Raw genomic sequence first — 14,326 nt, forward strand, 5'->3', positions numbered from 1 at the left:
GTCTCCAACATCGCCAAGAGCGAAGCGGGCGTCGCCCTCGACGACGGCTACCAGGAAAAGATCGTGGCGGTTTCGAAGGCCGAGAACCTCCGCGCCGTCTTCCAGGACAACGCCATCACCGGCGACGACGCCGACGAGATCATCGCCGCGCTGTCGCAGTTGGTCGACGTCAGCCGCCTGCGTCCCGGCCAGAAGATCCGCATCGCCTTCGCCACCGACCCGACGACGTCGGCGCTCGACACGCCCGACAGCGACGCCGATGTCGGCCTCGATTCCGACGGCAAGGCGCCGCAGAGCGTGCTCCGTCCCATCCGCGTTTCGATCTACGAGAACGGCGCCCACCAGGCGACCGTGGCGCGCGCCGACAACAACGTCTTCGTGCGCGCCGACGAGCCGAGCTCGACGCCCGAGCTGCTCGCCTCGGCCGAGCCCGAGCCGCCGGTGCCGGAAGGCGGCCCGCCCAAGCTTTACGACGCCGTCTACCAGACCGCGCTCGAGCAGCAGGTGCCGGCGCCGCTCATCGACGACGTCATCCGCGCCTTCGCCTACGACGTCGACTTCACCCAGCGCGTCTCGCCGGGCGACTCGCTGGAAATCTTCCACTCGATGCCCGACCCGACCGACACCGAGGCGGGCGACGGCGAAATCCTCTACGCGTCGCTGACGCTCGGCGGCGTCCAGAAGCGCCTGTATCGCTACCGCACCGACGACGACAACGTCGTCGACTACTACGACGAGGACGGCCACAGCGCGAAGAAGTTCCTCGTTCGCAAGCCGCTCACCGCGACCAACGTCCGCATCTCCTCGCAGTTCGGCTGGCGCGTGCACCCGATCCTCGGCTACCGCATCCTGCATGCCGGCGTCGACTACGCGGTTGCGCGCGGAACGCCGATCCTCGCCGCCGGCAACGGCGTCATCGAGCGCGCCGGCCCATCCAAAGGCTACGGCAACTTCACGCTCATCAAGCACAACAACGGCTACGAGACGGCCTATGGCCACCAGACCGCGTTCGCCAAGGGCATCGTGCCCGGCGTCAGCGTCCGCCAGGGCCAGATCATCGGCTACGTCGGCTCGACCGGCCTCTCCACCGGCCCCCACCTGCACTTCGAAATCCGCGTCAACGGCAAGCCGGTCGACCCGCTGCGCATCCGCCTGCCGCGCGGCCGCGTGCTGGAGGGCGACTACCTCGCCGGCTTCGAGAAGGAGCGCCAGCGCATCGACACGCTGCTCGGCAACCAGAACCCGGGCCCGTCGCAGAAGGTGGCAAGCGCCGACACCGCGGCGCTGAGCGACTGACGGAGACGTGACCGTGCGCTGGCAATCAGCCCTGGTCGTTGCGGCCCTCGCCGCGCTGCTGACCGCAGTGTCGGCGCCGCCGCCCCAGACCCTGTACCAGTCGATGTTCGTCGTGTCGGGCACCAGCCCGGAGCGCCGCGTCGCCGGCTTCGAGGGCGCCCTCCGCCGCCTGATGGTGAAGCTGTCGGGTGACCGCAGCCTCGCCGACAACAAGACGGTGGCCAAGATGATCGAGCACGCCGCCGACTACGTCGTCGATTTCAGCTACCTCGACCTGAAATTCGGCATCAAGCTCAGCGACGAGCAGGGATCGTACGACCGCCCGCAATATCTGACGGTCACCTTCGACCAGGCGAAGATCGACAAGGCGCTGAAGGGCCTGCACCGCAAAGTCTGGGCGACGCGGCCGACGCTGGTCATCTTCCTCGCCGTCCATCGCGACCCGCAGTCGTACGTCGTCAACGCCGACGACGCCCGCGACGCGGCCATGCGCGAGTCCGCCGGCAACGCCTCGCTGCTCTACAGCGTGCCGATCGCCTTCCCGCCGGAAGCCGCGGTCGCCGCCAGCTTGCCGACCTTCGCCGCGGCACTCCGCGCCAACCCCGCCGACCTCGACGCCGTCGCCAAGGCCTCGGGCGGCGATGCGGCGCTGGTCGGCACGCTCGACTGGAGCGACGCCGACCACGGCTGGATAGCCGACTGGACGATCGCCGGCGACCGCGGCCGGCCGGTGCACTGGCAGAAGAAAGGCATCAGCTTCGACGACGCCTTCCGCGACGGCCTGAGCGGCGCCGCGCTGGCGCTGTCGGGCAACGGCACGCCGTAACCGATCCTTCGCCCCCAGCAGAACGCTCATCCCACGAACGCGGGGACCCACGCATCAACGTGACGCGGAACCGAGAGCCTGAGCACCAATACTATGCCGCGAGCTGGAGCCCCACTGACGCGGGGATGAGCGGGAGGAGAGATCGGAGCAAAAAAAGGCCCGGCGTGACCCGGGCCTTTCGCATTTCTCCAACAGACGAAGGCGCTAGGCCGCCTTGCCGCTCTTCCCTGCCTTGCCGCCGTCGACACGCGGCAGGAACAGCAGCTTGTCTGTCCCGCCGGTGATGCGCACGCGAGCGCCGTCCGGAATCTCGCCGGCGAGAATCTTGTCGGCGAGCGGGTCCTGCACCTCACGCTGGATGACGCGCTTCAGAGGACGCGCGCCGTAGATCGGGTCGTAGCCCTTCTCGGCGAGCCACGCCCGGGCGCTCTCGTCGAGGTCGAGCGTGACCTTGCGGTCTTCCAGCAGCTTGGCGAGCCGCGTGAGCTGGATCTCGACGATCTCGCCCATGTCGCGCCGCTTGAGGCGGTGGAACAGGATGATGTCGTCGAGCCGGTTCAAAAACTCCGGCCGGAAATGCGCCCGCACCGTATCCATCACCGGGCCGCGCACGGAATCGACGTCCTCGTTCTCGCCAAGGTTGGCGAGGAACTCGCCGCCGAGGTTCGACGTCAGGATGATGAGCGTGTTGCGGAAATCTACCGTCCGCCCCTGCCCATCCGTCAGCCGCCCGTCGTCGAGCACCTGCAGCAGCACGTTGAACACGTCCGAGTGCGCCTTCTCGATCTCGTCGAACAGGATCACCTGATACGGCCGCCGGCGCACGGCTTCGGTGAGGGCACCGCCCTCCTCGTAGCCGACGTAACCTGGCGGCGCGCCGATGAGACGGGCGACCGAGTGCTTCTCCATGTACTCCGACATGTCGATCCTGAGCAGCGCCGTATCGTCGTCGAACAGGAACGAGGCGAGAGTCTTGGTCAGCTCCGTCTTGCCGACGCCCGTCGGCCCGAGGAACATGAACGAGCCGATCGGCCGGTTCGGGTCCTGCAGGCCGGCACGCGCGCGCCGCACCGCTGTCGAGACGGCATGCACCGCTTCCGCCTGGCCCACGACCCGCTTGGCGAGTTCGTCTTCCATGCGCAGCAGCTTGTCGCGCTCGCCCTCCAGCATCTTGTCGACCGGAATACCGGTCCAACGCGACACGACCTGCGCGATATGGTCGGGCGTCACCGCCTCCTCGACCATGTCGCCGGCCGCGCGCTCCTGCTCGTCCGCCGCCTTTAGCTGGCGCTCCAGTTCAGGGATGCGGCCGTAGGCAAGCTCGCCCGCCTTGGCGAGGTCGCCCGTCCGCTGCGCGCGGTCGAGATCGGCGCGCGCCGCGTCGAGCGCCTCCTTGATCTTGTTGGCGGAGGCAAGCTTCTCCTTTTCGGCCATCCAGCGCTGAGTAAGCGCGTTGGACTGCTCCTCGAGGTCGGCGAGTTCCTTCTCAAGCCGCACCAGCCGGTCCTTGGAGGCCGTGTCGGTCTCCTTGCGCAGCGCCTCGCGCTCGATCTTGAGCTGCATGACGCGCCGGTCGAGCTCGTCCAGCGCCTCCGGCTTGGAGTCGACCTGCATGCGCAGCCGCGACGCGGCCTCGTCCATCAGGTCGATCGCCTTGTCGGGCAGGAAGCGGTCCGCGATGTAGCGGTTCGACAGCGTCGCCGCGGCGACGATCGCGGAGTCGGTGATGCGCACGCCATGGTGCAGTTCGTACTTCTCCTTCAGGCCGCGCAGGATCGAGATGGTGTCCTCGACCGTCGGCTCGGCGACGAAGATCGGCTGGAAGCGACGGGCGAGCGCCGCGTCCTTTTCGACGTACTTGCGGTACTCGTCCAGCGTGGTGGCGCCGACGCAGTGCAGGTCGCCCCGCGCCAGCGCCGGCTTCAGCAGGTTGGACGCATCCATCGCGCCGTCCGACTTGCCGGCGCCGACCAGCGTGTGCATCTCGTCGATGAACAGGATCACGCCGCCTTCCGCAGCGGTGATCTCGTTCAGCACGCCCTTCAGCCGCTCCTCGAACTCGCCGCGATACTTCGCGCCGGCGATGAGCGCACCGAGATCGAGCGCCAGCAGCTTTTTGTTCTTGAGGCTCTCCGGCACGTCGCCGTTGACGATGCGGAGCGCCAGCCCCTCGGCGATCGCCGTCTTGCCGACGCCCGGCTCGCCGATCAGCACGGGATTGTTCTTGGTGCGCCGCGCCAGCACCTGGATGGTGCGGCGGATTTCCTCGTCGCGGCCGATGACCGGATCGAGCTTGCCGTCCTTGGCGGACTGCGTCAGGTCGCGCGTGTATTTCTTCAGCGCCTCGTACTGGTTCTCGGCCGAAGCGGAGTCCGCCGTCCGGCCCTTGCGGATTTCCTCGATCGCGGCGTTCAGCGTCTGCGGCGTTACGCCGGCATCGGCGAGAATCTTCGCCGTCCCCGCGTCCTTTTCCATCGCCAGCGCGAGCAGCAGCCGCTCGACCGTGACGAACGAGTCGCCCGCCTTCTTCGCAATCTTCTCGGCGGTGTCGAAAACCTTGGCGAGCGGCGGCGCCATGTAAAGCTGGCCGTTGCCGCCCGAAACCTTGGGCAGCGCGGCAAGCGCCCGCTCAGTCGCGGCGAGCGCATCCCGCGCCCTGCCCCCGGCCCGTTCGATCAGGCCCGCGGCGAGCCCCTCGGGGTCGTCGAGCAGAACCTTCAGAATGTGCTCAGGTGTGAATTGCTGCTGCCCGGCGCCAAGGGCTCCGGTCTGAGCGGATTGCACGAAGCCTCGCGCCCGCTCGGTGTATTGGTCGAAATTCATGTGTCGTCCCTTTCCCGGTTTGTTGCCTGCCGTCCGCATTCGCGGCCCGGCCGGCCCTTTCCGTCGGCCCCCCGAAGGGCGGTCCGTCTTCCGTCACTGAAAATAGGAACCCATCATCGCCTCCGGAAGGGGCGGCGCGCCTTGTCCTTTGTCAATATTTAACGGCCGCCGCCCTAGGCTTTGCGCCATGGCGAGCACCACCCTTCCGGCGGAAGCGCGGCCCGGCATCCTGGCGCCGGCGCTGCCCTTTCTGGTCGCCGCCGCGCTCTACGTGCTGCTGCTCCTGCTCGGCAACAGCCTCCTCAACGACGCCGACACCTACTGGCACATCGCCGCCGGCAACTGGATCCTGGCGCATGGCTTCCCACACGCCGATCCGTTCTCCTTCACCTTCGCCGGCAAGCCATGGATCGCCAAGGAATGGCTGTCGCAGATCGCCTACGCCGAGGCTTACCGGCTGAGCGGCTGGACGGGCGTCGTCGTCATCGCCGCCAGCGCGATCGCGCTGGCCTTCGGCCTCCTGACCTGGGCGCTCCGCGAACGCCTCGCCGCGCTGCCCGCGGTCGCCTTCATCGCCACCGCCTTCATGCTGATCGCCCCGCACGCCACCGCCCGCCCGCACGCCCTGGCGCTGCCGGTCATGGTCGCCTGGGTCGCCGGCCTCGTCCGCGCTGCCGACCGCGGCAGGGCGCCGCCCTATGCGCTGGTGTTGCTGATGGTGCTGTGGGCCAACCTCCACGCCGGCTTCACCCTCGGGCTGCTGCTGACCGCCGCGTTCGGGCTCGATGCCGTCGTCTCGGCGGAGCGGACGGCGCGCCTCCGCATCGGCCTCGCCTGGCTGCGCTTCGGCCTCCTCGCGCTGGTTGCCGGTTGCGTAACGCCCTACGGCCCGGAATCGATGCTGGTGACGCTGAAGGTGCTGAACCTTGGCCCGGCCCTGTCGATCATCGGCGAATGGAAGCCGGCAGATTTCAGTCGCGTGGGTCCGCTCGAAATCGCGATCCTGCTGGGCATCGGCCTTGCCGTCTGGCGCGGCGCGATGCTGCCGCCGGTACGCATCCTCATCCTCGCCGGCCTCGTCCATCTGGCGCTGTCGGCCGACCGCAACGCCGAGCTTCTCGGTTTGCTCGCGCCGCTCGCAGTGATGGCGCCGCTCGCCCGTCAGTTCCCGCACCTCCGCGCCCCGCCCGGCAACTCGCCGTGGGCGCTCGGCGCCATGTTTGCCGCCCTGGTCGTGCCGGCGACCGCGGGCATCGCGACGCTCGGCATGTACCAGCCGAACCCGGCGACGACGCCGGCCGCCGCGGTCGCGGCGCTGAAGGCGACAAACGCCGGCCCGCTCCTCAACGACTACGACTTCGGCGGCTACCTGATCTCCGCCGGCGTGCCGACGTTCATCGACGGCCGCACCGAACTCTACGGCGGCGACTTCACCGCGGCGTATTATCGCGCGGTCACGCTCGCCGACATCGACGGCTTCGCGCGCATGCTCGACACCTGGAAGATCGGCGCGACGCTGCTCACCGCCGCCACGCCCGCGAACGCGCTGCTCGACCGCCTGCCCGGCTGGCGGCGCCTCTACGCCGACGACGTTGCGATCGTCCACATCCGCCTGCCGCTGCGACCCACGCTCCCTTGACGGAACGCGCCGGGCGGCATCCTTTGCCGCCATGCCGCCGCACGTCGCCGCCATCTACCGCTACCCGGTCAAGGGCCTGTCGCCCGAGCCGCTGCCCGCGGTGACGCTGACGCCCGGCGAGACGATCCCCTACGACCGCGCCTACGCCATCGAGAACGGCCCCTCCGGCTTCGACCCGGCCGAGCCGAAGACGCTGCCGAAGATTCTGTTCCTGATGCTGATACGGAACGAAAGCCTCGCGGAGCTCCACACCAGCTTCGACGACGCGACCTCCGTGCTCACCATCCGCAAGGACGGCGCCATCGCGGCGGAGGGCAACCTCGCCACCGAGGCAGGCCGCCGCACCATCGAGGCATTCTTCGACGCCTTCTCGGCCAGGGATCTGCGCGGCCCGGCGAAAGTGCTGACCGCTCCCGGCTTCTCCTTCTCCGACACCTCGAAGAAGGTCGTGTCGCTGATCAACCTCGAGACGGTGCGCGCCATCGGCCGCGAGATCGGCGCCGACGTCCACCCGCTCCGCTTCCGCGGCAACCTGCACGTCGAGGGAATGGATGCCTGGCAGGAATTCGCGCTGGTCGGCCAGACGCTGATCGTCGGCGGCGTCACCTTCAAGGTGACGAAGCGCATCGACCGCTGCGCCGCCACCAACGTCGATCCGCTAACGGCAAAGCGCGACCTGAAAATTCCGGTCAGCCTGCAACGCGCCTACGGCCACGCCGACTGCGGCGTGTATCTGAAGGTCGTCTCAGGTGGCACGGTGACGGTCGGCGATCAGATCAGGTAGGGCCGCCCCACCGCCGTCATCCTGGCGCGCAGCGTCTTACCCCCGCTCGTCACCCCGGCGAAAGCCGGGGTCCGGCGCGAACCTAAAAACGCAAACGGCGGCTCGTAAACGAACCGCCGTCGCACTATTCAGACGCCATGACTGGATTCCGGCTCTCGCCGGAATGACGCGACGCGAGGTGCGCTACTCGTCGCCCTGCGGCGCGTCGAAGCCGCCTGCCGGCTGCTCCTGCGGCGCCGCCGGATTGGCGTTGCCGCCGCCGTTGCGATCGCCGCCCGCGTACTGGTCGCGGAAGGGACGCCGGCGCCGGCCGCGGAAGTTGTTGCCGTTGCCGCCGTTGCGGTCGCCGCCCTGGTTGCCGTTGCCCTGATTATTGTTGTTGTAGGGGCGGTTGTCTTCGCGCGGCTCGTTCTGCTGGCCTTCGAAGGCCGGCTGCTCGCCGCTGCTGTTTGCGTTGCCCCACACCGAGGACGGACCGGGCTCCGCGTTCTGCCCATTCGGTGCCTGCTGCGGCGCGCCCTGCTGTCCCTGGGGACCGCCGTTCTGGCCACCCTGGTACGGCTGACGGTTGCCCTGCTGGTAGGGGTTGCCGTTGCCGTTCTGGTTGCCGTTGTAGCCGCCGCCGGCGTTCTCGTCGTCGCCCTCGTCGTCGCCGTCATCGTTGCGGTAGAACTGCTGCGGCTGCGGCATCTGCGCCTGCGCCGCCGCGACGATGCGGTAGTAGTGCTCGGCGTGCTGCAGATAATTCTCGCCGGCGACACGGTCCCCGCTCGACTGCGCATCGCGCGCGAGCTGGACGTATTTCTCGGCGACATGCAGCGCCGTGCCGCGAATTTTCACATCGCCGCCGTTGCTCTCGTAAGAACGTTGCAGCGGGTTAGGTCCCTTGCGGTTGCGGTTACGGTTGCGCATGCCTTTGTTATTCGGTTGTCCTTGCCTCATTGGAAGGCTCTCTTTGAAACGGCCGGATATGTTCCGGCATACAGCCCGCCGCCCGCATCATTGCGGTGTCGTCGGGTAAAGCCTCGGGTTCCGGCACCGCCGGCCCGCTCTGGCCTCTGTCGAACTTTGACTCACGCGGTCTAAGGTTTCCCCAAGGGGCGGAGTCCCGCCATGCCGCTCCGTTCGGACTTCGCACCAATGGTCCGAACAGTTGGGACTGATGAGGTTGCGCTTCGTTCGATTGGGCTTGTCTTCCCAGCGCCCGATGCCGCGACCCTAGTCGTCCAATAAGGACGCTCTCGTCTTGTACGGCGCGAGGAACCTAGCCGGTTCGCCCCTGATTTCCAAGCGCATTTTTGCGCAAGACGAGGTTAACCAACAGCCGGTTCCCGCTCGAGAATTGCGACCCTGTCTACGCCGGCTAAATCCCGCCTAAGCGTAATTGCGAAGCCGCGCAGCGCCGCCAGCGCACCCACCGCCTCCGCCTGGCCGAAACCGACCTCGAGAAACGCGGCGCCGCCTTTGGCGAGCATGCGATCGAGATCGGAAAGGATGGCGCGGTAGGCATCGAGGCCGTCATCGCCGCCGTCCAAGGCTATATGGGGATCGAAGTCACGAACATCAACCGGCAGGCCGGAGATTTCGCCATGCGCGATGTACGGCGGATTGGACACGACGACGTCGAACCTGGTCGTCAGCCGCTCGGCCCAACTGCCGACGGCGAACGAGGCGCGCGTTTCGAGCTTCAGCCGGTGCGCATTGGCCGTCGCGGTTTCGAGCGCGTCCGCGGCAATGTCGACGCCAACGCCCGTGGCCCTGGGCAACTGCGACAGCAGCGAGAGCAGGATCGCACCGCTGCCCGTGCCGAGATCGAGTATTGTCGCCGCACTCGCCGGATCGACGAAGTCGAGCACCGCATCGACCAGCGTCTCGGTGTCCGGCCGCGGCACCAGCGTCGCCGGCGAGAGACCGAACGTCAGGCCGTAGAATTCCTTCTCGCCCAGAATGCGCGCGATCGGCTCGCCGCGCGCCCGCCGCGCTGCGAGTTCGCGCGCCGTCTCCGGCACGCCCGGCTCCGGTTCGAGCTGGTCGCGAAAGATCACCTGCTCGCGCTCGACGCCCATCGCGTGCGCGACCAGCAGCCGCGCGTCGAGCGCCGCTGTGCCGCTGGTCTTCGCCAGCATGCCCGCGATCTCGCGCCTGAGGTCCGCGATCGTACGGGGCTCGGTCACGCTTCTTCGGCGGCGAGCAGACTCGCCTGATGGTCGGTGGTGAGCGCGTCGATAAGCTCGTCCAGCGCCTCGCCCGACAGCACCTTCTCGAGCTGGTAGATGGTGAGGTTGATGCGATGGTCGGTGACCCGCCCTTGCGGGAAATTGTAGGTCCGGATGCGCTCCGAGCGGTCGCCGGTGCCGATCTGGCCCTTGCGCGCCGCCGAACGCTCGCTATCGACCTTGTCGCGCTCCAGTTCGTAGAGCCGCGAACGCATGACCTCCAGCGCCTGCGCCCGGTTCTGGTGCTGCGAGCGCGACGAGACGGTCACCGAGATGCCGGTCGGCACATGCGTCATGCGCACCGCCGAGTCGGTGGTGTTGGCGTGCTGCCCGCCCTTGGACGAGGCCCGCAAAGTCTCGACGCTGAGGTCGGCGGGGTTGAGGTCGACATCGACCTCCTCCGCTTCGGGCAGCACCGCCACCGTCGCCGCCGACGTATGGATGCGCCCCTGCGCCTCGGTCGCCGGCACGCGCTGCACGCGGTGCACGCCCGACTCGAACTTGAGCTTGGCGAACACGCCGCGCCCCTCGACCTTGGCGACGATTTCCTTGTAGCCGCCGGCCTCGCCCTCGCTCTCCGACAGCAGCTCGACCTTCCAGCCATGGTTGGCGGCATAGCGCTGGTACATGCGGAAAAGATCGCCGGCGAACAGCGCCGCCTCGTTGCCGCCCGTGCCGGCGCGGATTTCGAGGATCGCGCTTTTCTCGTCGGCCGCGTCCTTCGGGATGAGCAGCAGCCGGATCTTCTCGTTGAGGTCGGCGATCTTCCGGTCGAGCTGCCGCGCCTCGACCACCGCCATCTCGCCCATCTCGGGATCGGCCATCAGCAGATCGAGATCGGCGCGCTCCTTCTCGGCCGCAAGCAGTTCGCCGTTGGCGACGCTGACCGGCTCGATCTCGGCGCGCTCGCGCGAAAGCTTGATGCGCGCCTCGCGGTCGAGCGGCTGCATCAGGCGGTTGTCGATGTCCGCCAGCCGCGTGACGAGGCTGTTGATCTTGTCTCTGGGAAGCATGGCGACGTTAATACGGGATGCCTTCGGAGTCGGCAAAGGCGGTCAGCGCCGGGCGGAGATGGGTCGAACCGCCCTCCCCGTCAAGCAGCCCGTCGAGCAGCGCTGCCAGCTTCCCAGCGTCCAGCGCCAGCGTCATCGCCTTCACCGGTCCGATCGCCGCCGGCGACATGGACAACGAACGGTAACCGAGCCCGATCAGCGTCATCGCCGCCAGCGGATTCCCCGCCAGCTCGCCGCACAGCGTGACCGGAATCGCCTTGCCGGTAATCCGCGTGATCGAGCGGAGCGCCCGCAGGAACGGCTTCGACAGCGGATCGAAACGGCCGGAAACCAGCGTGTTGCCGCGGTCGCTCGCCGTCATGAACTGCAGCAGATCGTTGGAGCCGACCGAGATGAAATCGGCGACGCCGGCAAGCTCGTCGAGCTGCCAGAGCAGCGCCGGCACCTCGAGCATCGCGCCGAGCATCACGCGGCTCGGCGCCGCCCGGCCATGCCGATTCATGTGCGCCAGCTCGCGGTCGATCATGGCGCGCGTCTTCCGCACCTCGTCGAGCTCGGTGACCATCGGCAGCATGACGCGGAGCTCGCGACCCGCCGCGGCGCGCATCAGCGCGCGAAGCTGCGTGCCGAGCAGCCCCGGCCGGTCGAGGCCGAGACGAATGGCGCGCCAGCCCATCGCCGGATTTTCTTCTTGCGCCGTCCGCATGTAGGGCAGCACCTTGTCGCCGCCGATGTCGAGCGTGCGGAACGTCACCGGCCGGTCGCCGACCGCCGCCATCACCGAGGCGTAGAACGCGCTCTGCTCGGTCAGCTTCGGCAACGTCGATGCGATCATGAACTGCAACTCGGTGCGGAACAGGCCGATGCCCTCCGCCCCGGACTCATCGAGATGCGGCAGATCGACCAGCAGGCCGGCATTCATCATCAGCGCGACGCGCGCGCCGTCCTTGGTGATCGGCGCCTTGTCGCGCAGCAGCCGATATTGCTCCTGCCGCTTGGCGCGGAAGCGCACCTTCTCGGCATAGGCCGACTCGACGTCCGGCCGCGGGCGGACATGCACCTCGCCGGCGATGCCGTCGACGATGATCGCGTCGCCGTTCTCGACCAGCGACACGACGTTCTCCGCCCGCCCGACCGAGGCAATGCCGAGCGCCCGCGCCACGATGGCGACATGGCTGGTCGGCCCGCCCTCCTCCAGTACCAGGCCGCGGATATGCTCGCGGCCGTAGTCGAGCAGTTCCGCCGCGCCCATGGTGCGCGCCACCACGATCGCATCCTTCGGCAAGGTCGCGCCCGGCCCGTGCTCCTTGCCCATCAGCACACGCAGCAGCCGGTTGGTGAGATCGTCGAAATCGTGCAGCCGGTCGCGCAGGAACGGATCCGACTGGCGCTGCAGGCGCGCGCGCATGTCGCTCTGCACCTTCTCGACCGCCGCCTCGGCCGACAGGCCGTTGCGGATCGCCTCGTGCATCCGCTTCACCCAGCCGCGGTCGTACGCGAACATGCGATACGCCTCGAGCACGTCGCGATGCTCGCCCGTCTCCGCGATGTCGTCACGCGACAGCATGTCGTCGACGAACAGGCGAAGCGACGAGATCGCCTCGTCGAGCCGCCCCGACTCGTGCTCGACGTCCTCGCCGATCAATGCGGTGACCACAACGCGCGGCTCATGCAGCACGACATGGCCGAGGCCGACGCCTTCGCCGAGACCGATGCCGGTCAGCGATATCGGCCGCTTGAGATCGATCGAGGTGCCCGGCCGCGACAGCGAGGCGAGCTCGCCGACCGCGATCATTTCGGCGAGCACCATCGCGGTCGTCTGCAGCGCCTCGACTTCTTCCTCGTGATAGGTGCGCCGCGCCTTATTCTGGACGACCAGAACGCCGAGCGTCCGGCCGGCGCGCAAGATCGGCACGCCGAGGAACGAGTTGTAGATTTCTTCGCCGGTCTCCGGGAGGTACTGGAACGCCGGATGATGCTGCGCGTCGCTGAGGTTGAGCGGCAGCGCCTCCTCGGCAATCGTGCCGACAAGGCCCTGCCCGACGCGCAGCGAGGCATGGTGCACGGCTTCGCGCTTCAGGCCCTCGGTGGCGTACAGTTCGAGCACGCCGTCGGAGCGCAACACGTAGGCCGAGCACACCTCGGCCACCATGTTGGCGGCGATCTGCGTAACAATTTTGTCGAGCCGGGCTTGTGCGCTGATCGGCTCCGCCATGATCTCCCTGAGGCGGCGGAGCAGGACGCGCGGCCCGGCGGGGGCTCCCCGCATGTCCGCCAATCCTCAAAGGAGCGGCCGGGAAACCCGGCCGGTAAAATGTGCCCGGAAGCGCCGTTAGGCGTTGTCGAGTCCGTATAGCGAATGCAAAGTCCGGACCGCAAGCTCGGTATAGGTCGCGTCGATCAATACCGATATCTTGATTTCAGACGTCGTGATGGCGCGGATGTTGATGCCCTTGGCGGCCAGCGCCTTGAAACAGTCCGCCGCGACGCCCGCATGGCTGCGCATGCCGATGCCTATGACCGAGACTTTGGCGACGTCGGTCGATCCCTGGATGGCCTTGTAGCCGATCTCGGAGCGCGACTGTTCCAGCACCTTGCGCGAGCGCTCGTAGTCGGCCGTCGGCACGGTGAAGGTCATGTCGGTCTGGGTGCCGTCTTCGGAGATGTTCTGGACGATCATATCGACGTTGATGTTGGCAGCTGCGAGTGGCCCGAATACGGCGGCGGCGACGCCCGGCTTGTCGGCGACATGACGCAGCGAAATCTGCGCCTCGTCCTTGGAGTAGGCGATGCCCGAGACGAACTTCTTTTCCATGATCTCGTCCTCGTCGCAAATGAGGGTTCCCGGCGGATCGCCGCCAGCACTGGAATCGATAGAAGCAGGATCCTCGAAGCTCGAGCGGACGAAGGTGCGCACCCCATGCACCATCGCCAGCTCGACCGAGCGAACCTGCAGCACCTTTGCCCCGAGAGACGCCATCTCAAGCATCTCTTCGTAAGAAACGCGTGACAGCCGCCGCGCCTTCTGTTCGATGCGCGGGTCGGTCGTATAGACGCCGTCGACGTCGGTGTAGATGTCGCAGCGGTCGGCGTTGAGCGCCGCGGCAAGCGCCACCGCCGAGGTATCCGACCCGCCGCGCCCGAGCGTCGCGATACGGTGATCCGGCCCGATGCCCTGGAAGCCGGAGACGACCGCGACCTGCCCCTCGCCGAGGCGGCGGATCAGCTCCGTCCCGTCGATCTGCTGGATGCGCGCCGCGCCATGTGCATTGTCAGTGAGGATCGGGATCTGCCACCCCTGCCACGACCGCGCGTTGACGCCGATGTCCTGCAGCGCGATGGCGACGAGGCCGGAGGTAATCTGCTCGCCGGCCGCGACTACGGTGTCGTATTCCCGAGCATCGTGGAGGGCCGAGGCCTCGCGCGTCCAGGTCACGAGCTGGTTGGTGAACCCCGACATGGCGGAGACGACCACCGCCACCTCATGCCCGGCATCGACCTCGCGCTTGACGTGACGGGCGACGTTCTTGATGCGCGGGATGTCGGCGACAGACGTTCCGCCGAATTTCATCACCAGTCGTGTCATTTGAAACGGTCGCTCGCGTCCGGAAAAGGCGCGCTTTCATAGCGACAGCAATGCCTTGGGGCAATGGCGGCAGATTCCGCGGCGCGGGATGGGGCGCGAGGATGCGAAGGCAGTCCCCCACCCGTTCGGCTTCGCCGGCCACC

General features: G+C 67.8%; 10 protein-coding genes (1 of these 10 only partly in view). 4 read left to right on the forward strand and 6 right to left on the reverse strand.

The window, feature by feature from the left end; genetic code table 11:
- Together WDM94_14825 and WDM94_14830 are read left to right on the forward strand one after the other, a co-directional pair.
- On the forward strand, nt 1-1,296 hold the 3' portion of the coding sequence (locus tag WDM94_14825) for a M23 family metallopeptidase (protein ID MEJ0013849.1). 789 nt of this gene lie to the left of the window's left edge; 1,296 of the gene's 2,085 nt are visible here — the last part of the coding sequence; its start codon lies off the left edge, out of view; it ends in the stop codon at nt 1,294-1,296.
- Nucleotides 1,297-1,309: 13 nt separating this feature from the next.
- Entirely contained in the window at nt 1,310-2,122 is an 813-nt protein-coding gene (locus WDM94_14830; protein MEJ0013850.1) for a DUF2066 domain-containing protein, read from the forward strand.
- Between the two features lie 204 nt (nt 2,123-2,326).
- Here the strand turns inward: WDM94_14830 and clpB are convergent, their stop codons facing one another.
- On the reverse strand, nt 2,327-4,945 hold the full coding sequence (gene clpB, locus WDM94_14835; protein ID MEJ0013851.1) for an ATP-dependent chaperone ClpB: 2,619 nt from the start codon (nt 4,943-4,945) through the stop codon (nt 2,327-2,329).
- 187 nt (nt 4,946-5,132) lie between these two features.
- Between clpB and WDM94_14840 the strand changes: the two genes are divergently transcribed.
- Both WDM94_14840 and WDM94_14845 read left to right on the forward strand, forming a co-directional pair.
- Nucleotides 5,133-6,584, forward strand: coding sequence for a hypothetical protein (locus tag WDM94_14840; GenBank protein MEJ0013852.1), 1,452 nt, complete (start codon nt 5,133-5,135; stop codon nt 6,582-6,584).
- 31 nt (nt 6,585-6,615) lie between these two features.
- A complete protein-coding gene (locus WDM94_14845) occupies nt 6,616-7,368 on the forward strand; it encodes an MOSC domain-containing protein (GenBank protein MEJ0013853.1) in 753 nt (250 codons plus the stop codon).
- A 183-nt stretch (nt 7,369-7,551) separates the two neighbouring features.
- On the opposite strand, the gene WDM94_14850 is transcribed toward WDM94_14845, so the two are convergent.
- The 5 genes from WDM94_14850 to WDM94_14870 form a co-directional block, all read right to left on the reverse strand.
- A complete protein-coding gene (locus WDM94_14850) occupies nt 7,552-8,280 on the reverse strand; it encodes a DUF4167 domain-containing protein (GenBank protein MEJ0013854.1) in 729 nt (242 codons plus the stop codon).
- 401 nt (nt 8,281-8,681) lie between these two features.
- Complete coding sequence (prmC, locus tag WDM94_14855) at nt 8,682-9,542, reverse strand: peptide chain release factor N(5)-glutamine methyltransferase (protein ID MEJ0013855.1); 861 nt, start codon at nt 9,540-9,542, stop codon at nt 8,682-8,684.
- Nucleotides 9,539-10,597 carry a peptide chain release factor 1 gene (gene prfA / locus WDM94_14860; protein ID MEJ0013856.1) on the reverse strand — a complete coding sequence of 353 codons (1,059 nt, stop codon included), beginning with the start codon at nt 10,595-10,597 and terminating at the stop codon, nt 9,539-9,541. The genes prmC and prfA overlap by 4 nt, the downstream gene beginning before the upstream one ends.
- Nucleotides 10,598-10,604: 7 nt before the next feature.
- Nucleotides 10,605-12,866, reverse strand: a complete 2,262-nt coding sequence (gene ptsP, locus WDM94_14865) for a phosphoenolpyruvate--protein phosphotransferase (protein MEJ0013857.1) — start codon at nt 12,864-12,866, stop codon at nt 10,605-10,607.
- A 63-nt stretch (nt 12,867-12,929) separates the two neighbouring features.
- Nucleotides 12,930-14,183: an aspartate kinase gene (locus WDM94_14870; protein ID MEJ0013858.1), complete on the reverse strand. Its 1,254-nt coding sequence runs from the start codon at nt 14,181-14,183 to the stop codon at nt 12,930-12,932.
- Between the last annotated feature and the right edge of the window lie 143 nt (nt 14,184-14,326).

Source organism: Bauldia sp., from assembly GCA_037200845.1.
Classification (GTDB): Bacteria; Pseudomonadota; Alphaproteobacteria; order Rhizobiales; family Kaistiaceae; genus DASZQY01.